The sequence below is a fragment of the Burkholderia sp. BKH01 genome (assembly GCF_025685725.1).
GTDB lineage: Bacteria > Pseudomonadota > Gammaproteobacteria > Burkholderiales > Burkholderiaceae > Burkholderia > Burkholderia pyrrocinia_C.
In genome coordinates this window covers 1-22,240 of record NZ_JAOTQT010000028.1, presented here as the reverse complement: position 1 = coordinate 22,240, position 22,240 = coordinate 1, and the positions used below count along the sequence as shown (strand labels likewise).

Annotated in this window: 23 protein-coding genes; 8 read left to right on the top strand and 15 right to left on the bottom strand. The window is 67.5% G+C overall.

Translation table 11 applies throughout. The features are described from left to right. Positions 1–292: 292 nt before the first annotated feature. From OEJ37_RS29225 to OEJ37_RS29210, 4 genes are all read right to left on the bottom strand, one after another. Positions 293–754, bottom strand: coding sequence for an ExbD/TolR family protein (locus tag OEJ37_RS29225; protein ID WP_263347955.1), 462 nt, complete (start codon positions 752–754; stop codon positions 293–295). A gap of 24 nt (positions 755–778) precedes the next feature. Continuing rightward, on the bottom strand, positions 779–1,447 hold the full coding sequence (locus OEJ37_RS29220) for a MotA/TolQ/ExbB proton channel family protein (RefSeq protein ID WP_034182714.1): 669 nt from the start codon (positions 1,445–1,447) through the stop codon (positions 779–781). Between the two features lie 20 nt (positions 1,448–1,467). Continuing rightward, positions 1,468–2,265 carry a 4-hydroxy-tetrahydrodipicolinate reductase gene (gene dapB / locus OEJ37_RS29215; protein WP_034182713.1) on the bottom strand — a complete coding sequence of 266 codons (798 nt, stop codon included), beginning with the start codon at positions 2,263–2,265 and terminating at the stop codon, positions 1,468–1,470. A gap of 65 nt (positions 2,266–2,330) precedes the next feature. Next, a complete protein-coding gene (locus OEJ37_RS29210) occupies positions 2,331–3,149 on the bottom strand; it encodes an outer membrane protein assembly factor BamE (RefSeq protein ID WP_263347952.1) in 819 nt (272 codons plus the stop codon). A gap of 142 nt (positions 3,150–3,291) precedes the next feature. On the opposite strand from OEJ37_RS29210, the gene fur reads away from it, so the two are divergent. Continuing rightward, the gene (gene fur / locus OEJ37_RS29205; protein WP_011350926.1) at positions 3,292–3,720 is read left to right on the top strand and encodes a ferric iron uptake transcriptional regulator; all 429 of its coding nucleotides are present in this window, start codon (positions 3,292–3,294) and stop codon (positions 3,718–3,720) included. A 161-nt stretch (positions 3,721–3,881) separates the two neighbouring features. Here fur and OEJ37_RS29200 read toward each other — a convergent pair whose 3' ends face one another. The 3 genes from OEJ37_RS29200 to OEJ37_RS29190 form a co-directional block, all read right to left on the bottom strand. Further along, the gene (locus OEJ37_RS29200; protein ID WP_152859018.1) at positions 3,882–4,406 is read right to left on the bottom strand and encodes an ureidoglycolate lyase; all 525 of its coding nucleotides are present in this window, start codon (positions 4,404–4,406) and stop codon (positions 3,882–3,884) included. A gap of 14 nt (positions 4,407–4,420) precedes the next feature. Continuing rightward, complete coding sequence (gene alc / locus OEJ37_RS29195) at positions 4,421–5,428, bottom strand: allantoicase (RefSeq protein ID WP_263347947.1); 1,008 nt, start codon at positions 5,426–5,428, stop codon at positions 4,421–4,423. 206 nt (positions 5,429–5,634) lie between these two features. Next, positions 5,635–6,957, bottom strand: a complete 1,323-nt coding sequence (locus tag OEJ37_RS29190; protein WP_174420953.1) for a C4-dicarboxylate transporter DctA — start codon at positions 6,955–6,957, stop codon at positions 5,635–5,637. 214 nt (positions 6,958–7,171) lie between these two features. Here OEJ37_RS29190 and OEJ37_RS29185 point away from each other — a divergent pair, with 214 nt between their 5' ends. After that, entirely contained in the window at positions 7,172–7,894 is a 723-nt protein-coding gene (locus tag OEJ37_RS29185) for a FadR/GntR family transcriptional regulator (RefSeq protein WP_263347944.1), read from the top strand. An 89-nt stretch (positions 7,895–7,983) separates the two neighbouring features. Here the strand turns inward: OEJ37_RS29185 and OEJ37_RS29180 are convergent, their stop codons facing one another. Beyond that, positions 7,984–9,042 (bottom strand): L-idonate 5-dehydrogenase, encoded by a 1,059-nt coding sequence (locus OEJ37_RS29180; RefSeq protein WP_175948608.1) that lies wholly within the window; start codon positions 9,040–9,042, stop codon positions 7,984–7,986. Positions 9,043–9,054: 12 nt separating this feature from the next. Next, entirely contained in the window at positions 9,055–9,828 is a 774-nt protein-coding gene (locus tag OEJ37_RS29175) for an SDR family NAD(P)-dependent oxidoreductase (protein WP_263347940.1), read from the bottom strand. Positions 9,829–9,979: 151 nt separating this feature from the next. Between OEJ37_RS29175 and OEJ37_RS29170 the strand changes: the two genes are divergently transcribed. Further along, the gene (locus OEJ37_RS29170) at positions 9,980–10,864 is read left to right on the top strand and encodes a LysR family transcriptional regulator (RefSeq protein WP_175948609.1); all 885 of its coding nucleotides are present in this window, start codon (positions 9,980–9,982) and stop codon (positions 10,862–10,864) included. A gap of 96 nt (positions 10,865–10,960) precedes the next feature. Here the strand turns inward: OEJ37_RS29170 and gap are convergent, their stop codons facing one another. Together gap and tkt are read right to left on the bottom strand one after the other, a co-directional pair. After that, positions 10,961–11,971: a type I glyceraldehyde-3-phosphate dehydrogenase gene (gene gap, locus OEJ37_RS29165; RefSeq protein ID WP_174420948.1), complete on the bottom strand. Its 1,011-nt coding sequence runs from the start codon at positions 11,969–11,971 to the stop codon at positions 10,961–10,963. 87 nt (positions 11,972–12,058) lie between these two features. Next, positions 12,059–14,131, bottom strand: a complete 2,073-nt coding sequence (gene tkt / locus OEJ37_RS29160) for a transketolase (protein ID WP_174420947.1) — start codon at positions 14,129–14,131, stop codon at positions 12,059–12,061. A 216-nt stretch (positions 14,132–14,347) separates the two neighbouring features. On the opposite strand from tkt, the gene speE reads away from it, so the two are divergent. The 4 genes from speE (at position 14,348) to OEJ37_RS29140 (ending at position 16,763) form a co-directional block, all read left to right on the top strand. Then, complete coding sequence (gene speE, locus OEJ37_RS29155; RefSeq protein WP_174420946.1) at positions 14,348–15,205, top strand: polyamine aminopropyltransferase; 858 nt, start codon at positions 14,348–14,350, stop codon at positions 15,203–15,205. Positions 15,206–15,374: 169 nt separating this feature from the next. Beyond that, positions 15,375–15,791: a VOC family protein gene (locus OEJ37_RS29150; RefSeq protein ID WP_175948018.1), complete on the top strand. Its 417-nt coding sequence runs from the start codon at positions 15,375–15,377 to the stop codon at positions 15,789–15,791. Between the two features lie 17 nt (positions 15,792–15,808). Then, positions 15,809–16,576, top strand: a complete 768-nt coding sequence (locus tag OEJ37_RS29145; protein WP_263347936.1) for a 16S rRNA (uracil(1498)-N(3))-methyltransferase — start codon at positions 15,809–15,811, stop codon at positions 16,574–16,576. A gap of 25 nt (positions 16,577–16,601) precedes the next feature. Next, entirely contained in the window at positions 16,602–16,763 is a 162-nt protein-coding gene (locus tag OEJ37_RS29140) for a hypothetical protein (protein ID WP_263347933.1), read from the top strand. Between the two features lie 73 nt (positions 16,764–16,836). On the opposite strand, the gene OEJ37_RS29135 is transcribed toward OEJ37_RS29140, so the two are convergent. The 4 genes from OEJ37_RS29135 to OEJ37_RS29120 all read right to left on the bottom strand — a co-directional run bounded on the left by OEJ37_RS29135 (position 16,837) and on the right by OEJ37_RS29120 (position 21,516). Beyond that, positions 16,837–17,580 (bottom strand): hypothetical protein, encoded by a 744-nt coding sequence (locus OEJ37_RS29135; protein ID WP_263347931.1) that lies wholly within the window; start codon positions 17,578–17,580, stop codon positions 16,837–16,839. A gap of 204 nt (positions 17,581–17,784) precedes the next feature. Beyond that, on the bottom strand, positions 17,785–18,348 hold the full coding sequence (locus tag OEJ37_RS29130) for a barstar family protein (protein ID WP_027783519.1): 564 nt from the start codon (positions 18,346–18,348) through the stop codon (positions 17,785–17,787). Positions 18,349–18,364: 16 nt separating this feature from the next. After that, positions 18,365–18,796, bottom strand: coding sequence for a ribonuclease domain-containing protein (locus OEJ37_RS29125; protein ID WP_034182701.1), 432 nt, complete (start codon positions 18,794–18,796; stop codon positions 18,365–18,367). A gap of 377 nt (positions 18,797–19,173) precedes the next feature. Continuing rightward, positions 19,174–21,516 (bottom strand): NADP-dependent malic enzyme, encoded by a 2,343-nt coding sequence (locus tag OEJ37_RS29120; protein ID WP_368041911.1) that lies wholly within the window; start codon positions 21,514–21,516, stop codon positions 19,174–19,176. A 135-nt stretch (positions 21,517–21,651) separates the two neighbouring features. Here OEJ37_RS29120 and thiL point away from each other — a divergent pair. After that, positions 21,652–22,240, top strand: a 589-nt coding sequence (gene thiL / locus OEJ37_RS29115) for a thiamine-phosphate kinase (protein WP_263347926.1), incomplete at its 3' end; no start/stop codon positions are given.

The window sequence follows — 22,240 nt, the reverse complement described above, 5'->3', positions numbered from 1 at the left end:
TGTGGTTCGGACTAGGCTTTAAGCGGCGCGACGGCTCGCGCGCAGGTGTGGATCGAAAATCGTGCTGGCCCGGCGGACCTGCAGGTTCGCTGTTGCCGAACCTGTTCGCGGTTTCCGGGTATTTTCCGGGTAACCCGCAGCATGCCCGGGTAACCTGGAAAATTCCGGGTTACCTTGAAAAAGCCTGCCAACCGGGAAAAACGTTGATTATACCGCCCGCGTCGGCCCATTCGGCCGGTCTTGCGGCGCGCGGCCGATCCCGCGGCGGGCGCGGACCGGCCGGAAGATCCGCTCAGCGGTTCGCCGGCACCGCAGACGGCACGACGGAACCGCCCGCCTGCGGCGGCACGTCGGTCACGAAGCCGATCCGCGTGAGGCCCGCGGCCTGCGCGGCACCCATCACCTGCGCGATCACGTCGTAGCGCGTCGCGCGCGACGCACGCAGCCGCAGCTCGGGCGGTGCGCCGGCCGCGGCGGCGGTCCGGAAGCGCGCGGGCAGCGCGTCGAGCGCCACGGGCGCGTCGTCCCAGTACAGCTTGCCCGCGTCGTCGATCGACAGCGTGACGGACTGCGGCGTGTCGCGTGCGACGCTGGCCGCGACCTTCGGCAGGTCGAGCCGGATCGCGTGCGTCATCAGCGGCGCGGTAATGATGAAGATGACGAGCAGCACGAGCATCACGTCGATCAGCGGCGTCATGTTGATCTCCGCCATCGGCGCGGAGGTCTTGTGGTGCTCGAGTCCGCCGAATGCCATGGTTGCTCCTCCCGGATGGGCGCGTCAGGATTCCTGCGCGCACACGAACACGTGCAGGTCGCGCGCGAAGCCGTCGAGCTCCTCGGCGAGCTGCCGCACGAGCCGCCCGAGGATGTTGTAGGCCAGCACGGCCGGAATCGCGACGACGAGCCCGAACGCGGTCATGATCAGCGCCTCGCCGACCGGCCCCGCGACGTTCTCGATCTGCGCCTGCCCGCTCGCGGCGATGCTGCCGAGCGCGTGGTAGATGCCCCATACGGTGCCGAGCAGCCCGACGAACGGCGCGGTGCTGCCGATCGACGCGAGCAGCACCTGGCCGAATTCGAGACGCCGCTGCGAGCGCAGCATCGCGTGGCGCAACGCGCGCAGCACGCGTTCGCTGCGCTCGACGCGCGCGGCCAGCGTGGCCGGATCGTGGTCGTCGGCCGCGTCGCGCGCGGCTTCGGCGAGCGGCGCGAATACGCGCTCGCGATCGGCGCCGGCGAGCGCGGCGATGCCCGCGTCGAGCGACGGCGCACGCCAGAACGCGGCGAGCGCGCGCGGCCCCTGCCGCTTCGCGCGGACCAGCAGCCAGGCTTTCATGAAGAGGAAGCACCAGCTGGCGACGGACATCGCCAGCAGCACATAGGCAACGGCGTGCGTGATCGCATCGCCGCTTTCGAGGTAGTGGACAACGCCGGTGGGAATCGCCATCGGAGTTTCCCCGTTGCGTGTCAGCGCAGGCCGAGCACGTCCTGCATGTCGAACAGGCCGGCGCCGCGCGCCGACAGGAAGCGGACCGCGCGCAGCGCGCCCTGCGCATACGACACGCGGCTCGACGACTTGTGCGTGATCTCGATGCGCTCGCCGATCCCGGCGAACAGCACGGTGTGATCGCCGACGATGTCGCCACCGCGCACCGCGGCAAAGCCGATCGACGACGGATCGCGCTCGCCCGTCACGCCGTGGCGGCCGTACACCGCGCAATCGTCGAGCGAGCGGCCGAGCGCGCCGGCGACGGCTTCGCCCATCATCAGCGCGGTGCCCGACGGCGCATCGACCTTGTGGCGGTGATGCGCCTCGATGATCTCGATGTCGTAGCCGTGCGAAAAATGCTTGGCCGCGAATTCGAGCAGCTTCAGCGTGACGTTCACGCCGACGCTCATGTTCGCCGCGAACACGATGCCGATCTTGCCCGCAGCGGCCTGCAGCTCGGCCTTCTGCTCGGCGGTGAAGCCGGTCGTGCCGATCACGAGCTTCACGTCGTGGCGCAGCGCGGCCTCGACGTGCGCGATCGTGCCTTCCGGGCGCGTGAAATCGATCAGGTAGTCGGCCTGCGCGAACACCGCGTCGAGGTCGTCGGTCAGCTTGATCCCGGTTTCCTTGCCGAGGAACGCGCCGGCGTCCTGGCCGAGGAACGGCGAATCGGCGCGGTCGAGCGCGCCGACGAGCTGTGCGTCGGGATCGTTGAGAACGGCTTCGATCAGCATCCGGCCCATTCGGCCCGATGCGCCGGCAATCGCAATCTTCATGGCTTTCTACACGACAGGTCTAAAGGCGGGCGGCGCAAGCCGCCCCGTTTCCGCATGCCGGCCGCTTACTGCGACTGGGCCGGCGTGGTGAGCTGCTGGTTCTGCAGCGTGTCCGAGCCTTGCGGGCCGACCGGCGGCGACACCTCGCTCGACGCGTTCGGCTGCGGCGGACGATGGAACTGGAACTGCGGCTGGATCGCCGGCACCGCGCCCGGCGGCTGGCCGCCCGGCACCGGCGCACCGCCGGCAGCCTGCGTGGACGGCGTGAAGCGGCGCGCGTTCGAGCCCTGACCCGACACCTGGTTGGTCGCGCGGTTCGCCGCGCGTGCGGCCTGCGCGTTCGCATCCTGGTCGACCACCGCGCCGGACGCCGGCACGGCGGACGGGCTGGCGGCAGCCTCGGCCGCAGGCGCGCTCGCCGCTTGCGCAGCACGCGCGGCAGCCGCCTCGGAAGCGGCCTTCGCCGCCGCGGCCGCCTTCGCCTTCTTGCCGCCGCGATCGCCGTCGATATCGGCCAGCAGGTCGAGCTCGGACGGCAGGTTCTCGGCGCCGGTCCAGCCCGCGAGGCGATCGCCCGCGAAGGTCACGACGAGATCGCGCTGCTGGACGATCGCCGTCGAGCCGCGCTTGAAGTAGAAGAGGTAATCCCAGCGGTCCGCGTGGAACATGTCCGCCAGCAACGGCGTGCCGAGCAATGCGCGCACCTGCTCGCGCGTCATGCCGACCTGCAGTTGTGCGGCCTTCTCCTGCGACACGAAGTTGCCCTGCACGACGGTGATCCGATAGGGCGTGATGCTCTGCGCGATGCGCTGCGTCACGCTGTCGTACGACGAACAACCAGCCAGCGCCGCAACGGCGGCGGCAGCGATGATGGCACTCCGCATGCGACTCCTCTGAAAGTGCGAAAGCGTTTCTGGGATCATTTCCTTCACCGTGCTGGCCCGCGTCGCAGGCCGCGCGTGTATCTGGAACGGCGAAAAGCCGGTAACATTGAAGCCCTGCATTGTACTCTAGGGATGCCTAGCCATGACCAATCCGACGGATCTCAAGAATATCGGGCTAAAGGCCACCCTACCGCGCCTCAAGATTCTCGAGATCTTCCAGCAGAGCCCGGTGCGCCACCTGACGGCCGAAGACGTCTACCGGAACCTGCTCAACGAGCAGCTCGACATCGGGCTCGCCACCGTCTACCGCGTGCTGACGCAGTTCGAGCAGGCCGGCCTGCTCACGCGCAGCAACTTCGAATCCGGCAAGGCCGTGTTCGAACTGAACGAAGGCTCGCACCACGACCACCTCGTGTGCCTCGATTGCGGCCGCGTCGAGGAATTCTTCGACGCCGAGATCGAAGGCCGCCAGCAGGCGATCGCGAAGGAGCGCGGCTTCCGGCTCCAGGAGCACTCGCTCGCGATGTACGGTTCCTGCACGACCGAGAACTGCCCGCACCGCAAGCACTGAATCGCGCGCCGCGCGCACGAAGCACGGCCCGGCCGGCATCTCGCCGCCCGGGCCGTGTTCTTTTCGGGATCGTGCCGCGCGTCGCGCGCGGGCCGGTTCGGAACGCTTACGAAATCCCTTCGGCATTCGCACGAAACCGGCGCCCGATGCCGGGCGCCGCGTCAGGCCGTGCTCGCGCAGGCCGGCTCGAACTCAAGCGCCCACGCACGGTCGAGCGGGATCTCGTCGCAGTTCGGCTGCGGGCCGCCGCGATCGACGATCACGAAATCGCTGACCGCGTCGAGCGCGAGCAGCGGATGGTGCCAGACGCCCTTCGCATAGTTCACGCCCTGCCAGCCTTCGGCCAGGAACGCGCGCATCGCGTCGGGCCGGAATTCGCCGGCCGGCGCGACGACGATCGCATAGCGCGACACGGCCGCGAGCGGGATGAACGCCTGGCTGCCGTGCGGATGGCGCTCCATCAGCGTGATTGCGACCGGCAGCGCGCGCGGCTGCGCGCGAAACACGCTGACGAGCGGCCGGCCGCCGTCCGCGCAGACGTCGATCGTCGCGAGATCGTGGAAGCGCTCGGTCGTGCCCCCGTTGATCGGGAAATGCCGCGCGCCTTCGAGCGCGATCACGTCGCCGAACGGCGCGAACGCTTCGCGGGTCAGGCGCTCGACGCGCAGGATGTGTGCTCCGCTCATGCCGCTACCCTCCGTCAAGCCGGCTCGCCCCACAGACGCAGGCGCGACACGCCGCCGTCCGGGAAGATGTTGAAACGCACGTGCGTGACGGGGCCGAGCGCCGCGAGCTGGTCGAACGTATGCACGTGGTCCATCGACAGCTTCTGCTCGCCGAGCAATTCGGCCCAGAACATCGCCTGCGTGACCAGCGAATCGTCGGTACCGCCCGCGACCCGCGCGGCCTGCAGCGAGCAGCGGTCGGGGAAATTGCCCTTGAAGAACGCCGTATCGACCTCGACGCGCCGGATGATACCCGGCCGCGCGAGCGCGACGATCGCCCAGTCGTTGCCGGGCTCGCGGCGGCGCCGCGTTTCCCAGCCGTCGCCCATGTTCGCGCCGCGCCCCGGCATCAGCATCTGCGATGCCGGGCCGAAGTGCTGGTTGTTCGCGGCCACCAGATAACCGCCGTTCTCGATCGCCGCGAGATCGACGAGTCCGCCGGCCGGCACATGGCGCCAGTCGCGCTGCGGCTGGCCGTACACGCGCAGCCGCGCGAGCCCGCCGTCCGGATACAGGTTCACGCGCAGGTGCGTGACCGGCTGCGCATCGTCGACGCTTATGTAATGGTGCGAATTGCCCTGCAGCGTCGTCGCGGGGACGATCGTGCGCCATTCGGCGTCGTCGGGCGGCGTGTCGCCTTCGGCGACGCACGCCTCGATCGACGCGGCCGGCGGGAAGTTGCCGGTGAAATGGCTCGTATCGAGATCGACGCCGAAAATCACGCCCGGCCGCGCGAGGCGCACCACGCAGAAGTCGTGGCCGGTCGTGCGCTTGCGGCGCGTTTCCCAGCCGTCCATCCACTTGCCGTGGTCGTCGTACTTGCCGGGGATGAACACGGCCGGCTCGGGGTTCAGCATGCGCTCTTTCGGCGCGAAGAATTCGTCGCTCGCAAACAATGCCTGCGCACCGAGGCGCGGGTCGGCGAGGTTCATGTAGCGCCGCGTGAAGGCCGGCGCGTTCGGATCGAGGATGGGGGCTGCCATGTCGTCTCCTGTCGATGGGAGTTAGTGCTTTAGCACTTACTCCCATCCCATGCTTCGCGGTCGATGAGAGTTGGCGCTTCAGCGCCTACTGCCATCCCATGCAAAGCAATTTCTGATTGAGTTCCGGCGCATCGAGGCGCCGGCTGCATGTAAATCGATCGCGCGGGACTACCGGGACAGAAGCCGCCCCGCGCGACAAGCCGAGTTCAGAGCGCGTGGGCCTGGTCGCCGGCGACCGGCGCCGCGCGGCCTTCCTCTTCGGCCGGCACGTAGCGCAGTTCGCGGTTCAGCACGCGCTTCGCGCGGACCTTGTCGATATCGTTCTCCCACACCGCGACGACGACCGTCGCGACGCAGTTGCCGATCAGGTTGGTCAGCGCGCGGGCGATGCCGACGAACCAGTCGACCGGCAGGATCAGCACCAGGCCGAGCACCGGAATCGCCGGGATCGCCGACAGCGTCGCCGCGAGGATCACGATCGCCGAACCGGGAATCCCGTGCGCGCCCTTCGACGTGACGAGCGACACGAGCAGCACGACGATCAGGTCATGCGTCGACAGCGGCGTGTTGGTGGCCTGCGCGATGAACAGCACGGCGAGCGTCAGGTAGATCGAGAAGCCGTCGAGGTTGAACGAATAGCCGGTCGGGATCACGAGGCCGACCGTCGAATCCTTGACGCCCATGTATTCGAGCTTGCGCATCACCTGCGGCAGCACCGCATCCGACGATGCCGTGCCGAGCACGATCGACAGTTCCTCGCGCAGGTAGCGGATCAGCTTGAACACCGAGAAGCCCGCGAGCCGCATCACGATGCCGAGCACGACCGTGACGAACACGAAGCAGCTCAGGTAGAACACCGCGACCAGGTAGCCGAGCTGCTTGAGCGACGAGACGCCGTACTTGCCGGTCGTGAACGCGATCGCGCCGAGCACGCCGAGCGGCGCGAGCTTGATGATGAAGCCGATGATCCGGAAGAACACGTGCGACAGTTCCTCGATCAGCGAGTTGACACGCTGCGCCTTGTCGCCGAGCAGCGACAGCGCGGAGCCGAACAGCACCGCGAACACGAGGATCTGCAGGATGTCGCCCTTCGCGAACGCGTCGATCGCGGTCTCGGGGATGATCTTCATCAGGTAGCCGGCCGTGTCCTTCAGGCTTTCGGCGTTCTTCGCATACGACGCGAGCGACGACGCGTCGAGCGAATGCAGGTCGATGTTCATCCCGACGCCCGGACGCGTGAGCCACGCGAGCACGAGCCCGATGCCGAGCGCGAGCGTCGTCATGATCTCGAAGTAGATGACGGCCTTCAGGCCGACCCGGCCGACCTTCTTCAGGTCGCCCGCGTTGGCCATCCCGCTGACCACCACGCAGAACACGATCGGGCCGATGACCATCTTGATGAGCTTCAGGAAGCCATCGCCGAGCGGTCGCAACGACTCGGCGAAATGCGGGAAGAACGCGCCGAGCGCGACCCCCAGGATCAATGCGACGACTACCCGGCCAAACAGCGAATTGAGGAATTTCGACACGGCGCTCTCCCGATCCAACGGTTGCAGTTTCGTCTGTTCATACTGGTAAGACCAGTGATGTTATGGTGGATAGTAGGAAGCCGATATAGTGACGTCAAGCACGGACCAAATAGGGATTTCCCGCCCCTCCGCGCGCGTCCGGCGCGACCCCGAAATCGGGCCTGATCGTGGCTTTCCCGTAGTGCGGTCATGCGCCGCGCATGTGCGGATTACAATGCCGGTCAGACCGGCCATCGTTCACATCATGAAAAATGTTCCGCACACCGTGACCGACGCCGCCATCGCGACGATCCGCGACCGGATCGAGGCAGGCGTTTATCCGGTCGGCAGCCTGCTGCCGGCCCAGCGTCAGCTCTCCGAGGAGCTGGAGATCAGCCGTGCGTCGCTGCGCGAGGCGCTGTCGACGCTCGAGGCGCTCGGGATGCTGCGCATCCGTGCGGGCAAGGGCGTGTACGTCGAAAGCGCGCAGGCGACGGTCGCGCATGCGTGGCGGTTCGCCGAGCAGTCGTCACCGCCCGACACGTACCAGATGCGCTATGCGCTCGAAGGGTTCGCCGCGCGGATGGCCGCGCGCGTCGTCAGCGACGACGACATCGCGTGGTTCGAGGACAACCTCGCCGACCTGCACGTCGCGCTGACCGAGAGCGCGCTCGACGAGGCGTCGCAGCTCGACTTCGACTTCCACATGCGGATCATCCATCTCGCCGGCAACGCGGCGATCGAATCGATCCTGCGCAGCAGCGCGGACATCATGAAGGAAAGCCAGCGCATGCCGTTCTACCGGCGCGAGCTGCTGCTGTCGACGTGGCACGAGCACCGCGCGATTGTCGATGCGCTGATCGCGCGCGACGCGGCCGCCGCGGGCAGCGCGATCGAAACGCACATCGCGAACGCCGCGCAGCGCGCGGGCATCTTCTTCCCGACGCCGGACGCCTGACGGCCGTGCGGCGCGCGCCGCACGAGCATCACACCGCAGCGATCGGATTCGCGTCGATCACGAAAAAAGCACGCGCTGGCGCCTGACGATCACGCGGCCTCGTCCGCGAAATCGATCAGCACCTTCATCGCACGCTGCCGGTCGCCGGCCAGTTCGAACGCGAGGTTCGCGTCGCGCATCGGGAACACGCGCGTGATGGCCGGCCGCAGGTCGACGCGCGCCGCGTTGATCAGTTGCACGGCGAGCGCGAATTCCGCATGGAAGCGGAACGATCCGCAGATCGACAACTCCTTCGCGACCACGACGTTCTGCGGCAGGCTGACATCGCCGCCGAGCCCGAGCTGCACGACGACCCCGCGCGGACGCATCACGTCCAGCCCGTCGCGCAGCGCGCGCGCATTGCCCGAACACTCGATCATCACGTCGAATGTGCCCTTGTCGGCGCCGTAGCGCGCGACCCATCCGGCATCGGCCGCCGCATTGATCGCATGGTCGGCGCCGAGCGCGCGGGCCACTTCCAGCGGCGCTTCGACGACGTCCGTCGCGACGATCTCCGCCGCGCCGTGCACGCGCGCCGCCGCGACCGCCAGCACGCCGATCGGCCCGCAGCCCGACACGAGCACGCGCTTGCCGATCAGCGGGCCCGCGCGCGACACCGCATGCAGCCCGACCGCGAACGGCTCGGCGAGCGCCGCGAGCGACAGCGGCACATGATCGGCGACCTTCACGCACTGCGCCGCGTCGCACACGAGCGCGTTGCGAAACGCACCCTGCACGTGCGGCATCCGCATCGCGCTGCCGTAGAAGCGCATGTCCAGACACTGGTTCGGCAAGCCTTCGAGGCAGTAGCGGCACACACCGCATGGCCGGCTCGGATTGACCGCGACGCGATCGCCGACCTTCACCGACGTCACGTCCGGCGCGACCTCCGCGACCGTACCGGCGACCTCGTGGCCGAGCACCATCGGCTGCTGCAGCCGGATCGCGCCGAAGCCGCCGTGCCGGAAATAATGCAGGTCGGACCCGCAGATGCCTCCCATCGCGACATCGACGCGCACCTGGCCCGGGCCGATCTCGCCCGCGTCCTGTTCTTCGACCCGCAGGTCGTTCGGCCCGTGGATCACGACACACATGCAACGCATACGCATGATTCTTCCCCCCTATACGGCGCTGGTCAGCCCGCCGTCGACGAACAGCGTCTGGCCGTTGACGAAATCGGATGCGGCCGACGCAAGGAAAATCGCCGCGCCGCACAGCTCGTCGACGCGCCCCCAGCGGCCGGCCGGCGTGCGCTTGCACAGCCAGTCCGAGAACGCCGCGTCGTCGACCAGCGCGCGATTCAGCTCAGTCTCGAAATAACCTGGCGCGAGGCCGTTGGCCTGGATGCCGTGGCGCGCCCAGTCGGCGCACATCCCTTTCGTCAGCATCCGCACCGCGCCCTTCGACGCCGCGTACGGCGCGATCGTCGGCCGCGCGAGCTCGCTCTGCACCGAGCAGATGTTGATGATCTTGCCGTGGCCGCGCGCGATCATGTGACGTGCGACGGCCTGCGCGACGTTGAACACGCCGTCGAGATTCACGCGCATCAGCGCATGCCAGTCGTCGGGCTCGAATGCGTCAAGCGGCGCGCGGCGCTGGATGCCCGCGTTGTTCACGAGGATGTCGATCGCACCGACGCGCGCCTCGAAATCGTCGATCGCCGCGCGCACCTGCGCATGCTCGGCGACGTCGAACGCCGCATGGTCGGCCGCAAAGCCTTCGTCGCGAAAATGGCGCGCGAGCGCCGCGGCCTTCTCTTCATTACGATCGTTGATGACGATCGCCGCGCCGGCTTCCGCGAGCCCGCGGGCGAGCGTCAGCCCGATCCCGCGTCCGGAACCCGTGATCAGTGCGCGGCGGCCGTCAAGGCGGAACCGGTCAAGTGCGCTTGCCATGCATGTCTCCTCGTGCCAGTGGAGCCGGCTGCCCGTCGCGGCCGGTCTCGCGTCGACGGTATCTTCGGCTGCCGGCCGGAGGCCGCGCCAATGGTCTTTTTTGATCCGGTTATCATGAAATCTGATTACCGCCATCTCCTGCCCGCCGCCCATGGAACTCAAGCAATTGCGCGCCTTCGTCACGCTCGCGGAAGAGCTGCATTTCGGGCGCGCCGCGCAGCGCCTGTTCATCGTGCAGCCCGCGCTGAGCATGCAGATCAAGGCGCTCGAGGAAGAACTCGGCGCGCGGCTGTTCGAGCGCGATCGGCACAAGGTCGAACTGAGCGACACGGGGCGCGTGTTCCTGCCGGAAGCGCGCGCGACGCTGCAGCAGGCCGCGCGCGCGGAACAGATGGCGCGGCTGTCGAGCCGCGGCGAGATCGGCACGCTGCGGATCGCGTTCGTGTCGTCGGTGCTGCCCGCGCTGCTGCCGGCCGTGCTGCGCACGATGCGCGAGCGCTATCCGCTGATCGCGCTCGAACTGAAGGACATGCCGACGCCCGACCAGATCGCCGCGCTGCGCGACCGGCGGATCGATTTCGGGATGATCCGGCTGCCGGCCTCGTATGCGGGCATCGACACGCGCGTGGTGCTGGAAGAAGGGTTCGTCGTCGCGCTGCCGCTCGACCATCCACTCGCCGCGCACGACACGATCCCGCCGGCCGCGCTGCGCGGCCAGCCCGCGTTCGTGCTCGCGCGCCGCTACGCGCCCGGCTTTCACGACGACATGCTGCTCGCGCTGAGCCGCGCTGGCACGACGCTCGAAATCGCGCAGGAGTTCGGGGAATTCACGACGATGCTCGCGCTCGTCGCGGCGGGGATGGGCATCGGGCTGATCCCGGCGGAAGCTGCCAGCGCGCTGCCGCCGAACGTGCTCGCGCGGCCGCTCGACCTGGCCGGCTACCGCACCGGCATCGGCCTCGCGTGGACCGACCTCGACAGCCCGCTGAAGCGTGCGTTCGTCGGCGTATTCGAGCACGTGACGGCGGACCTTTGACGACGCATTCCGTGCAATAAAAAAGCCCGGCCGGAAAACCGGGCCGGGCTCGTTCGCCGCGCGTGCCGCGTTGCCGCGGCCGCGCAACGTGCGGGATTACTTCGCGTTCGCGAACGCGACAGCCGTATCCAGCATGCGGTTCGAGAAACCCCACTCGTTGTCGTACCAGCTCGACACCTTGACGAGACGGCCCGACACCTTGGTCAGCGTTGCGTCGAACGTCGACGAAGCCGGGTTGTGGTTGAAGTCGATCGACACCAGCGGTGCATCGTTGTAGCCGAGGATGCCCTTCAGCGCGCCTTCCGATGCTTCCTTCATGATCGCGTTGACTTCCTCGACCGTCGTGTCGCGCTTCGCGATGAACGACAGGTCGACGATCGACACGTTGATCGTCGGGACGCGGATCGCGTAACCGTCGAGCTTGCCGTTCAGTTCCGGCAGCACGAGGCCGACGGCCGAAGCAGCGCCCGTCTTCGTCGGGATCTGGCTGTGCGTGGCCGAACGCGCGCGGCGCAGGTCTTCGTGATAGACGTCCGTCAGCACCTGGTCGTTCGTGTACGCGTGGATCGTCGTCATCAGGCCGGTTTCGAGGCCGATCTTGTCGTTCAGCGGCTTGACGAGCGGCGCGAGGCAGTTCGTCGTGCACGATGCGTTCGAGATGACGGTGTGCTCGGCCTTCAGCACGTTGTGGTTCACGCCGTAGACGATCGTCGCGTCGACGTCCTTGCCGCCCGGCGCCGAGATGATCACCTTCTTCGCGCCGCCCTTCAGGTGCGCGCTTGCCTTTTCCTTGGTCGTGAAGAAGCCCGTGCACTCCATCACGACGTCGACGCCGAGCTCGCCCCACGGCAGTTCGGCCGGGTTGCGGTTCGCCAGCACGCGGATCCTGTCGCCGTTCACGACGAGGTAGTCGCCGTCGACCGACACTTCGCCCGGGAACTTGCCGTGCGCGGTGTCGTACTGGGTCAGGTGCGCGTTGGTCTTCGCATCGCCCAGATCGTTGATCGCGACGATCTCGAGATCGTGCTTCTTGCCGTTTTCATAAAACGCGCGCAGCGTGTTGCGGCCGATACGGCCGTAGCCGTTGATTGCGACGCGAATCGTCATGGTCTATCTCCTGATGGCTGAAAAAATTCGTTTCGTGCAGCTTCACGGTGCGACGCGCGCAACGGGTGGCGCGCGTCGCGAATGCTTTTAGGCCAGCACGGCCTTCGCGGTCTCGACGACGTGCTCGACGGTGAAGCCGAAGTACTTGAACAGCACGCCTGCCGGCGCCGATTCGCCGAACGTGTCGATCCCGACGACGCCGCCTTCGAGGCCGACGTACTTGTGCCAGAAGGACGTCACGCCGGCTTCGATCGCGACGCGGCGCACGCCGTGCGGCAGCACGCGTTCGCGGTATTCGGCGTCCTGGCGGTCGAACACGTTGGTCGACGGCATCGACACGACGCGCGCCGCGATGCCCTGCTGCGCGAGCGGCTCGACGGCCTTCATCGCGAGCTCGACTTCCGACCCCGTCGCGATCAGGATGATCTTGCGCGCGACGATTTCTTCGTCCCAGTCCTTCAGGACGTAGCCGCCCTTCTCGATGTTGGCGATCTGCGCGTCGGTGCGCGGGTTGAACGCGAGGTTCTGGCGGCTGAAGATCAGGCTCGACGGACGATCCGCGGCAACCGCGTGAGTCCAGGCAACGGCCGTCTCGACCGTGTCGGCCGGACGCCACACGTCGTGGTTCGGGATCAGGCGCAGGCTCGACACGTGCTCGATCGACTGGTGCGTCGGGCCGTCTTCGCCAAGGCCGATCGAATCGTGCGTGAACACGAAGATCGACGGCACCTTCATCAGCGCGGCCACGCGCAGCGCGTTGCGGCTGTAGTCGGAGAACGTCAGGAACGTGCCGCCGAACGGCTTGTGGCCGCCGTGCAGCGCGAGGCCGTTGATCGCGGCGCTCATGCCGAATTCGCGCACGCCGTAGTTGATGTGGTTGCCCAGCACGACGCCCGCGCCTTCCGGATTCGCGCGGACCGCCTTCGAGGCCTTCCAGTTGGTCAGGTTCGAGCCGGTCAGGTCGGCCGAGCCGCCGAGCAGCTCGGGCAGCGCGGCGGCCAGCCCTTCGATCGCCTGCTGCGACGCCTTGCGGGTCGCGACCGTCTCGGCGCGCTCGTTCGCGCCGGCGATGATCGCCGCAGCCTTTTGGGCCCAGTCGGCCGGCAGCTGGTTGGCCATCCGGCGCTCGAATTCGGCGGCTTCTGCCGGGAACTTCGCGCGATATTGCGCGAACGTCGCGTCCCAGTCGGTCTCGGCACGCTGGCCGGCTTCCTTCGCGTCCCATGCCGCATAGACTTCCTGCGGAATCACGAACGGCTCCCACTTCCAGCCGAGCGCTTCGCGCGTCTTCGCGATTTCTTCCGCGCCGAGCGCCGCGCCGTGCACGTCGTGGCCGCCGGCCTTGGTCGCCGCGCCCTTGCCGATCACCGTCTTGCAGCAGATCAGCGTCGGCTTGTCCGACAGCTTCGCCTTCGCGATCGCCGCGTCGACCGCGTCGACGTCATGGCCGTTCACGTTCGGGATCACGTTCCAGCCGTACGCTTCGAAGCGCTTCGGCGTGTCGTCGTGGAACCAGTTCACGACGTCGCCGTCGATCGAGATGCCGTTGTCGTCGTACAGCGCGATCAGCTTGTTCAGCTTCAGCGTGCCCGCGAGCGAGCAGGCTTCGTGCGAGATGCCTTCCATCAGGCAGCCGTCGCCGAGGAACACGTACGTATGGTGATCGACGATCTTCGCGCCGTCCCGGTTGAACTCGTCGGCCATCAGCGCTTCGCCGAGCGCCATGCCGACCGCGTTCGCGAGGCCCTGGCCGAGCGGGCCGGTGGTCGTCTCGACACCCGGCGTGATCCCGTATTCCGGGTGGCCCGGCGTCTTCGAGTGCAGCTGGCGGAAGTTCTTCAGCTCCTCGATCGGCAGGTCGTAGCCGGTCAGGTGCAGCAGCGAGTACAGCAGCATCGAGCCATGGCCGTTCGACAGCACGAAGCGGTCACGGTCTGCCCAGTGCGGGTTCGTCGGGTTGTGCTTCAGATGGCGCGACCAGAGCGCGACGCCGATTTCGGCCATGCCCATCGGCATGCCGGGGTGGCCGGAGTTCGCTTGCTGGACGGCGTCCATCGCGAGCGCACGGATCGCGTTGGCCATCAAGGTGGTGGAGGCGGGAGACGAAGTCGTCATGTCGAGTCCGGAGAACGAGTCGAGGAAACGGGGGCACGGCGGCATCCGGAAGCTCGAGCGTCAATCGTTCCCGGCGCGCGGTGCGGCGCCTGACGGACGCGAAGCGGACGGAGCCTACGGACGGGGCTGCAAAGCTCGTCATTTTAACAGATGGGCCGACATTTCCCTTGTCGGCGCGTGGTGTTCCGGCACGGTTTTCCGCCAAACCGCGCGCCTCCTATAATTCAGACGTCAGAACCGACTGCCCCTAGTGGCCCGCCCGTGAGCACCACGCTACTCTTTCACCCTACGCCCGACGCCACCTACGGCTTCCCGAATGCTCGGCGGCTCGCGCGCGTCGCGTCCCCGCACCAGCAGATCGAAGTCTGGGAAACCGCGCAGCTCGGCCGCCTGTTTACGCTCGACGGCCGGCCGATGACGTCGGTCGGCGACGAGTACGTCTATCACGAGTGCATGACGCACCCGGCCGCGCTTGCGCATCCGTCGCCGAAGAAGGCGCTCGTGCTCGGCGGCGGCGACGGCGGTGCGGCGCGCCAGTTGCTCAAGCACGCGTGCATCGAGCGGATCGTGATCGCCGAACTCGACGACGAGGTGGTCGGGATGGCACGTCGTTATCTCGACGACGTACACCAGGGCGCGCTCGACGACCCGCGCGTCGAAGTCGTGATCGGCGACGCCGCGCATTTCGTCGAGTCGACCGTCGAGCATTTCGATCTCGTCGTGTTCGACCTCACGCCGCCCGATTCGCCGGCGGCCGGCCTCTATACGCGTGCGTTCTACGCGCGGCTCAAGCGGATTCTCACGCCGTGCGGCGCGATCTCGATGCATCTCGGCTCGCCGGTGTTCCACGCGGCGCGCATCGCCGCGCTGCTCGACGACCTGCACGCGAGCTTCGCGGTCGTCGATCCGTTGTCCGCGCACGTGCCGCTGTACGGTTCGCAGTGGCTGATGGCGATCGCGAGCGACACGCTCGATGCGGCCGCGCTGTTCGCGCACGACATCGACGAACGGCTCGCCGAGCGCCACGTCCAGGGCTTGCGCTACTACGACGCGCGGCTGCATGCGTCCCTCTTTGCCCTGCCGCACGCGCTGCGCGATACACTGGGCGCTCGCCGCTGAGCGTCCGGGCGGCCGCATCGCTCCGTTTTTCCTTCGAGGCTTCGCATGGTTCGCCGTGCGAAACGCGGGACCGGAACGACCCGGATGCCGCGCCAACACGCTGACAGACCGCGAAGCACGCGATCAGGGCAGGCGCCGAAGCGCCAACACTGTTCGACAGGAGATTTTCATGACCGATCCACGTCCGGCCGACGTGCCTTGGTTGACGCCGTATCTGGCCGTGCGCAACGCGCGCGCGGCCATCGATTTCTTCAAGGCCGCCTTCGGCTTCGAACTGCGCGACATGCACGACGAGGACGGCGCGATCATGCACGTCGAGATGGCCTACCGCGGCCAGTTGATCGTGATGTTCGCGCCCGAAGGCGCATTCGGCTCGATCGCGCTCACGCCGAAAAGCGCGCACGCCACCGCGCCGCAGTCGTTCTATCTGTATGTCGACGATGTCGACGCCACCTGGCAGCGCGCGCTCGACGCGGGCGCGAAATCGCTGACCGCGCCGCAAGACCAGTTCTGGGGCGACCGGTTCGCGCAGATCGAGGATCTCGACGGCTACCGCTGGGCGCTCGCGCGCCATCTCGACGCATGAACGAAACCGCCACACGCATGAACGAAGCCACCACCACCGCGGCCGTGCCGCGCTTTTTCGTCGACGCGGCACTGCGCGCCGACGCCACGCTCACGCTGCCGGCCGACGTCGCGCGCCACGCACAGGTGCTGCGCCTGCAGCCCGGCGACGTGCTCGCGCTGTTCGACGGCACGGGCGGCCAGTACCGCGCACGGCTCGTCGAGATCGACAAGCGCAGCGCCCTCGCGCAGATCGACGCGTTCGAGCCGGCCGAGGCCGAGCCGCCGTACCGCGTGACGCTCGCGCAAGGGATCGCCGGCGGCGACAAGATGGACTGGGTGATCGAAAAGGCCGTCGAGCTCGGCGTCGCGGCGGTCGTGCCGCTGTCGACCGCGCGCGGCGTCGTGAAGCTCGCCGGCGAGCGCGCGGACAAGCGCGTCGCGCACTGGCGCGGCGTCGTGCGCGCGTCGTGCGAACAGTGCGGGCGCAACCGCGTGCCCGACGTCGCGCCGGTAATCGGCTTCAATGCATGGCTCGATGCGCTGCCGGCCGCGCCGGCCGACGGCGAACTGCGGCTGCTGCTGTCGCCACGCGCGAGCATCCCGTTCGCATCGCTGCCCGACGCGCCGCCCACGGCGGCCGTCACGCTGCTGATCGGACCCGAAGGCGGGTTGTCGCCCGACGAGGAAAACGCGGCGCGCGCACGCGGGTTCACCGCGCTGTCGCTTGGGCCCCGCGTGCTGCGCACCGAGACAGCCGGCGCGGCCGTGCTCGCGGCGCTGGCGGCGCGCTGGGGCGGATGGTGATGCACGGCCGGGCCAGCGCCGCGACATGAAGTCGACGCGCGGCAATGCGCGTCAGCGTGCCGCGTTCAGCGGTTCGATGTCGATGACGCTGGAACTCCGGAGCGCCGACGCCGGCGCGTCGAGGTTGTCCGCATTGGCGCGCCGCCCATCGAAACAACGGCTGCTGCAACCAGCAGCCCTCGCGTGAAGATCGTCATCGTTCGCGCCCCGTTGACTGCCCGGCTCGCCCGCGACGTGCATCGGCGATCGGCTGCCGTTGCTTACTGACCGGCTTCGCCGTCCGGCGCACCGATCGGGCCGAGCAGCGCGTCGACCAGCGGCGACAGCACATCCCCCGGGGAACCCGTGAGCCAGCCCTTCTCGTTCGTGCCGTAGAGGTCGAGCTGCCCCGTCACGGTGCGGCCCATCGGAGCCTCGTCGTAGACTTTCGCGATGCCCGAGAGAAACGCCGCGAGAAACGCCGACCGTGCCTTGTCGGTCTTCAGGCGCGGATTGCCGAGCTTCTCCTTCAGTGCCTTCACGCCGGGCTCGACGTCCACGACGCGACACGAGAAATCGACCGTCGCGATGGACTCGCCCGCCACATATTCGTTGGGTTTCTGCGTCGAACCGGTGGCCTTGCATTCGGAACGGGCCAGCACCTGCTGATACGACGTGATCGATGCGCTCACCGGCCCGCGCAACGCAGCACGAGACTTGAGCGGCATCCTCGACAGCAGTCCGCTGACCAGGCGCTCGTGCATCGTGTCACCGAGCTTCGATACGGCTGCCACGTCGAGCGCGTCCTTGCCCTCGAAGCGCGTGCGCATCGCATCGTTGAACTGCGCCGCCTTCGCGACGTCGCCATTGACGAAGGCACCGAGATAAAGATCGGTGGTCTGCTCGGGCGTCAGCACCGCCGCATGCGCGGCCAGCGGGATGCAAAGCGACAGCGTGCACGCGGCCAGCGCGTGCACGAGCGGACGGCGCGCACGGGCGCGCGCCGCGAATCGGGTAGCGGTCATGGGAAAACGGCCCTCTCTCGAACGATTTGTCTTGTGCGCCCGGCGCGGCGGCCGCGGCCGGGCGATTGTCTCAAAAAAAGAGTGCCCGATGAAAGGATTTTGTCGGGCCCGGCAAGCAGGCACGAAACGCGCGGACGCAAAAAAGCCCGCTCGAAGCGGGCTTTTCGCCGGGCCGGCCGCGGAAGGCCGCGGGCCGATTCGCGCTTACGCGAACGAGTAGAACACGCGGAACGCGACCTTGCGCTCGGCCCAGAACTCGGCGGCCTCGCGGAACACGTCGAGCAGCGTCTCGCGCCCTTCCTTGTCGAATTTCTGCGCGATCGGCAGCCCTTCGAGGACGATCACGAAACCGGGCTGCGCGCCGGCCTTTGCGACGAGGTCGGTCAGGCAGTCGTACAGCGCGTCGTAGTTCTTCCCGAAATGCTTCGGGAACAGGAACGACGTCGCGATCGTTTCCATCACTTCCTGCTTCGACTGCGCGGCGCCGCAATACGCGTACAGGAAGTGCTGGCCGAGCCGACCTGCTTCGTCGGCGAGATCCTGCACGCGGAACGCGCGGATCGACTGCACGAGATTGGGTCGCACGGTCGTGAAAAGGCTCATAGGCTCCTCGTTCGATGAAAGCCCGGGCTCGGCTTCCTGTTGCTCCGGCGCGCCGACGGCCTGTGCCGCCGCGTTCAGTTGAATCACGCGCTGAAACAGGTTGCCGTCGCCGGCCGCGAACAGTTCCGCCGCCGCCGAATCGTGCGCGTAGATGGAGTCGCTCATGCCATTCGTCCCGAAGTCATTCAACAATACGTTTAAAACTGTTGTAGTGGTCGCCCGTGTAATAACAGTTGTCGATCCGGCGCAATGGCCCGCCACAGACGATCCGGCGCGCGCCGCGATTGCGGGCACGCGGCGTCGGCACCGTGTACTCATGGTAGTAGCCGCGCTTCGCCTTCGGCAGGATCCGCTCGCGGTTGCCGAACACGACGCCGTCTTTCTCGTACGGATAGGGGCCGCCCGCGCCGATCAGGCCCAGCGTGGTCACGGCCTCGCGCGGAAGACGGGCGGTCGGGATCGTATCGAGCCCGCTGGCGGCCACGTCGGCCGAAACGGCCTCCCGTGCGTAAGCGGCGGAAACCAGACTGCCCGTCGGCGTGCCGACGATACCCATCGCGAACATCGCGAAGACGGACGCGAGCGCGCCGTTGCGGAGCCACTTGCGTGCCATGAACCAGGGTTCCCGCTGTTAAATCAAGTAGTTGACGACCAACAAAGGCGTTAGCGTAGCGTTATTGGCCGCGCGAATCAATGTCCGTTTGGGAATCGAAAGCCCGACGACGCGCGGATTTGCGTATTTCTTACCGAATTTACACTACATTTATCTTACATGAGATAAAATACGAGCGGCATCTCTCGTATGGCAAGACCCTGCCTCCTTGCCGCGCTCGCTACCCGGAGTGGAGAGATGCTGCTGTTGCTTTGAGGGAAGCGCGTTTGCGCCCTGCCCGACGGCGTGCCCATGGCGGGCACGCCTCTTTTTGCTTTTGTTTACAATTTCGCCCGACGCGCCACGCCGGTTCGACCGGCCTGGCGCGTTCGTTTTGCTCAGCGCGCCGCGTTCACGTCGGCGACCAGCAGCGCCGCCATGTTGACGATGCGGCGAACGGTCGCCGATTCGGTCAGCACATGCACCGGCTGGGCAGCACCCAGCAGGATCGGGCCGATCGCGATGTTGTTGCCGGCGGCCGTCTTCAGCAGGTTGTACGCGATGTTCGCGGCGTCGATGTTCGGCAGGATCAGCAGGTTCGCGTCGCCTTCCAGCGTCGATTCCGGCAGGATTTCCTTGCGCAGCGCGGCGTCAAGCGCGACGTCGCCGTGCATCTCGCCGTCGACCTTCAGCTCCGGTGCGGTTTTCTGCAGGATCGCGAGCGTATCGCGCATCTTCTGCGCCGAAGGTGCGTTGCTCGTGCCGAAATTGGAGTGCGACAGCAGCGCGACCTTCGGCTCGATGCCGAAGCGGCGCACTTCTTCCGCGGCCATGATCGTGATCTCGGCCAGTTGCTCCGGGGTCGGATCGACGTTCACGTGCGTGTCGACCAGGAAGATCTGGCGGCCCGGCAGCACGAGGCCGTTCATCGCCGCATAGACGCTGCAGCCGGGGCGCTTGCCGATCACCTGATCGATGAAGTGCAGGTGGCGGTGCGTGGTGCTGATCGTGCCGCAGATCATCCCGTCCGCCTCACCCCGCTTCACCAGCATGGCGCCGATCAGCGTCGTGCGGCGGCGCATCTCGACGCGCGCGAGCTGCTCGCTGATGCCCTTGCGCGCCATCAGCTTGTGGTACGACTGCCAGAAGTCGCGGTAGCGCTCGTCGTGCTCGGTGTTGACGACCGTGAAGTCGACGCCCGGGTTCAGGCGCAGGCCGTAGCGCTGGATACGGTGCTCGATCACCGACGGACGGCCGATCAGGATCGGTTTCGCGAGTTTTTCGTCGACGATGATCTGAACGGCGCGCAACACGCGCTCTTCTTCGCCTTCCGCGAACACCACGCGCTTCTTCTCTTCAGGCGCCGCGCGCGCGATCTGGAAGATCGGCTTCATCGTCGTGCCGCTGTGATACACGAACTGCTGCAGATGGACGCGGTATGCCTCCATGTCCTCGATCGGGCGCGTCGCGACGCCGCCATCCATCGCGGCCTGCGCGACGGCCGGTGCGATCTTCACGATCAGGCGCGGATCGAACGGCTTCGGAATCAGGTATTCGGGCCCGAACGACAGATCCTGGATGCCGTACGCGGTCGCGACGATGTCGCTCTGCTCGTGCTGCGCGAGCTCGGCGATCGCGTTGACCACGGCGATCTCCATTTCACGCGTGATCGTCGTCGCGCCGACGTCGAGCGCGCCGCGGAAGATGAACGGGAAGCACAGGACGTTGTTGACCTGGTTCGGGTAGTCGGTGCGGCCGGTCGCGAGAATCGCGTCGGGGCGCACTTCGAGCGCGAGCTCCGGCAGGATTTCAGGCGTCGGGTTCGCGAGCGCGAGGATCAGCGGGCGCTCGGCCATGCCCTTCACCATCTCCTGCTTCAGCACGCCCGCGGCCGACAGGCCGAGGAAGATGTCCGCGCCGTCGATCACTTCGGCCAGCGTACGTGCTTCGGTTTCGCGCGCGAAACGCTCCTTGTCCGGGTCCATCAGCTCGGTGCGGCCCTTGTAGACCACGCCGGCCAGGTCGGTCACCGTGATGTTCTCGAGCGGCAGGCCGATGTCGACCAGCAGGTCGAGACACGCGAGCGCGGCCGCGCCCGCGCCGGACGCGACGAGCTTCACCTTCTTGATGTCCTTGCCGACGACCTTCAGGCCGTTCGTGACGGCCGCGGCCACGACGATCGCGGTGCCGTGCTGGTCGTCGTGGAACACCGGGATCTTCATCCGCTTGCGCGCTTCGCGCTCGACGATGAAGCAGTCCGGCGCCTTGATGTCTTCCAGGTTGATCCCGCCGAAGGTCGGCTCCAGCGCGGCGATCACGTCGACGAGCTTGTGCGGGTCCGACTCGTTCAGCTCGATGTCGAACACGTCGATGCCGGCGAACTTCTTGAACAGCACGGCCTTGCCTTCCATCACCGGCTTCGACGCGAGCGGGCCGATGTTGCCGAGACCGAGCACCGCCGTGCCGTTCGTGACGACGCCGACCAGGTTGCTGCGCGCGGTGAAACGTGCCGCGTTGAGCGGGTTCTCGACGATCTCCTCGCACGCATACGCCACGCCCGGCGAATACGCGAGCGCGAGGTCGCGCTGGTTGATCATCTGCTTGGTCGGGGCGATCGCGATCTTCCCGGGGGTCGGGAATTCGTGATAATCGAGCGCGGCTTCGCGGAGCTTGGCTTTGGAAGAGGCTTGGGTGGACATGTGTCTCGTGACGGGCGGATTAGAATAACTGTTCGACGGCATTGTAGCGCCAATCGAAGGCCGCCAGACCGGCGATTCGGGTGCAACAGCCGCGACAAAAATGAACTGAACGGTGCAGGAACGCCGCCGTTCGCCTCGTACAATGCCGTTCCCTGAACCGTATCGGATCCACCCGCCGTGCCAGCCGCCCTCTCCGAGTTTTCGCTGATCGATCGCTTCTTCGCGCGCCGCGCGGCACAGGGCGCACGCGCGTCGACGCTCGGCATCGGCGACGATTGCGCACTGATCGCGCCTCGATCCGGGAAATTGCTGGCCATTTCGACGGACATGCTGGTCGAAGGCCGCCACTTCTTCCCCGACGTCGCACCCGACGCGCTCGGCCACAAGACGCTCGCGGTCAACCTGTCCGACCTCGCGGCGATGGGCGCCGAGCCGCGCGCATTCACGCTCGCGTGCGCGCTGCCGCGTGCCGACGCGGCGTGGCTCGAGGCGTTCAGCAACGGGCTGTTCGCGCTCGCCGAGCGGTTCGGCTGCGAGCTGATCGGCGGCGACACGACGAGCGGGCCGCTGAACCTGTGCGTGACCGTATTCGGCGAAGTCGCGCCCGACGCGGTGCTGCGGCGCGATGCCGCGCGCGACGGCGACGACGTCTGGGTGTCCGGCTCGCTCGGCGACGCGCGCGCCGGCCTCGGCGTCGCACGCGGCGAATGGGCGGCCGGCGCGAACGAGGCCGCCGCGTTCCGGCGCGCGCTCGAGCGCCCCGAGC

What these genes read in the sequence shown, in the direction of transcription:
- gap (WP_174420948.1), bottom strand. Translation starts at nt 11,971, where the DNA reads ATGACGATTCGCGTCGCAATCAACGGCTACGGCCGTATCGGCCGCAAC.
- OEJ37_RS29185 (WP_263347944.1), top strand. Translation starts at nt 7,172, where the DNA reads ATGCCGGTCAGACCGGCCATCGTTCACATCATGAAAAATGTTCCGCAC.
- OEJ37_RS29200 (WP_152859018.1), bottom strand. Translation starts at nt 4,406, where the DNA reads ATGAGCGGAGCACACATCCTGCGCGTCGAGCGCCTGACCCGCGAAGCG.
- OEJ37_RS29150 (WP_175948018.1), top strand. Translation starts at nt 15,375, where the DNA reads ATGACCGATCCACGTCCGGCCGACGTGCCTTGGTTGACGCCGTATCTG.
- tkt (WP_174420947.1), bottom strand. Translation starts at nt 14,131, where the DNA reads ATGCCGCCGTGCCCCCGTTTCCTCGACTCGTTCTCCGGACTCGACATG.
- alc (WP_263347947.1), bottom strand. Translation starts at nt 5,428, where the DNA reads ATGGCAGCCCCCATCCTCGATCCGAACGCGCCGGCCTTCACGCGGCGC.
- OEJ37_RS29125 (WP_034182701.1), bottom strand. Translation starts at nt 18,796, where the DNA reads ATGGCACGCAAGTGGCTCCGCAACGGCGCGCTCGCGTCCGTCTTCGCG.
- OEJ37_RS29225 (WP_263347955.1), bottom strand. Translation starts at nt 754, where the DNA reads ATGGCATTCGGCGGACTCGAGCACCACAAGACCTCCGCGCCGATGGCG.
- dapB (WP_034182713.1), bottom strand. Translation starts at nt 2,265, where the DNA reads ATGAAGATTGCGATTGCCGGCGCATCGGGCCGAATGGGCCGGATGCTG.
- fur (WP_011350926.1), top strand. Translation starts at nt 3,292, where the DNA reads ATGACCAATCCGACGGATCTCAAGAATATCGGGCTAAAGGCCACCCTA.
- OEJ37_RS29140 (WP_263347933.1), top strand. Translation starts at nt 16,602, where the DNA reads ATGAAGTCGACGCGCGGCAATGCGCGTCAGCGTGCCGCGTTCAGCGGT.
- OEJ37_RS29120 (WP_368041911.1), bottom strand. Translation starts at nt 21,516, where the DNA reads ATGCCGTCGAACAGTTATTCTAATCCGCCCGTCACGAGACACATGTCC.
- OEJ37_RS29180 (WP_175948608.1), bottom strand. Translation starts at nt 9,042, where the DNA reads ATGCGTATGCGTTGCATGTGTGTCGTGATCCACGGGCCGAACGACCTG.
- OEJ37_RS29130 (WP_027783519.1), bottom strand. Translation starts at nt 18,348, where the DNA reads ATGAGCGACTCCATCTACGCGCACGATTCGGCGGCGGCGGAACTGTTC.
- OEJ37_RS29210 (WP_263347952.1), bottom strand. Translation starts at nt 3,149, where the DNA reads ATGCGGAGTGCCATCATCGCTGCCGCCGCCGTTGCGGCGCTGGCTGGT.
- OEJ37_RS29145 (WP_263347936.1), top strand. Translation starts at nt 15,809, where the DNA reads ATGAACGAAGCCACCACCACCGCGGCCGTGCCGCGCTTTTTCGTCGAC.
- OEJ37_RS29170 (WP_175948609.1), top strand. Translation starts at nt 9,980, where the DNA reads ATGGAACTCAAGCAATTGCGCGCCTTCGTCACGCTCGCGGAAGAGCTG.
- OEJ37_RS29220 (WP_034182714.1), bottom strand. Translation starts at nt 1,447, where the DNA reads ATGGCGATTCCCACCGGCGTTGTCCACTACCTCGAAAGCGGCGATGCG.
- OEJ37_RS29175 (WP_263347940.1), bottom strand. Translation starts at nt 9,828, where the DNA reads ATGGCAAGCGCACTTGACCGGTTCCGCCTTGACGGCCGCCGCGCACTG.
- OEJ37_RS29135 (WP_263347931.1), bottom strand. Translation starts at nt 17,580, where the DNA reads ATGACCGCTACCCGATTCGCGGCGCGCGCCCGTGCGCGCCGTCCGCTC.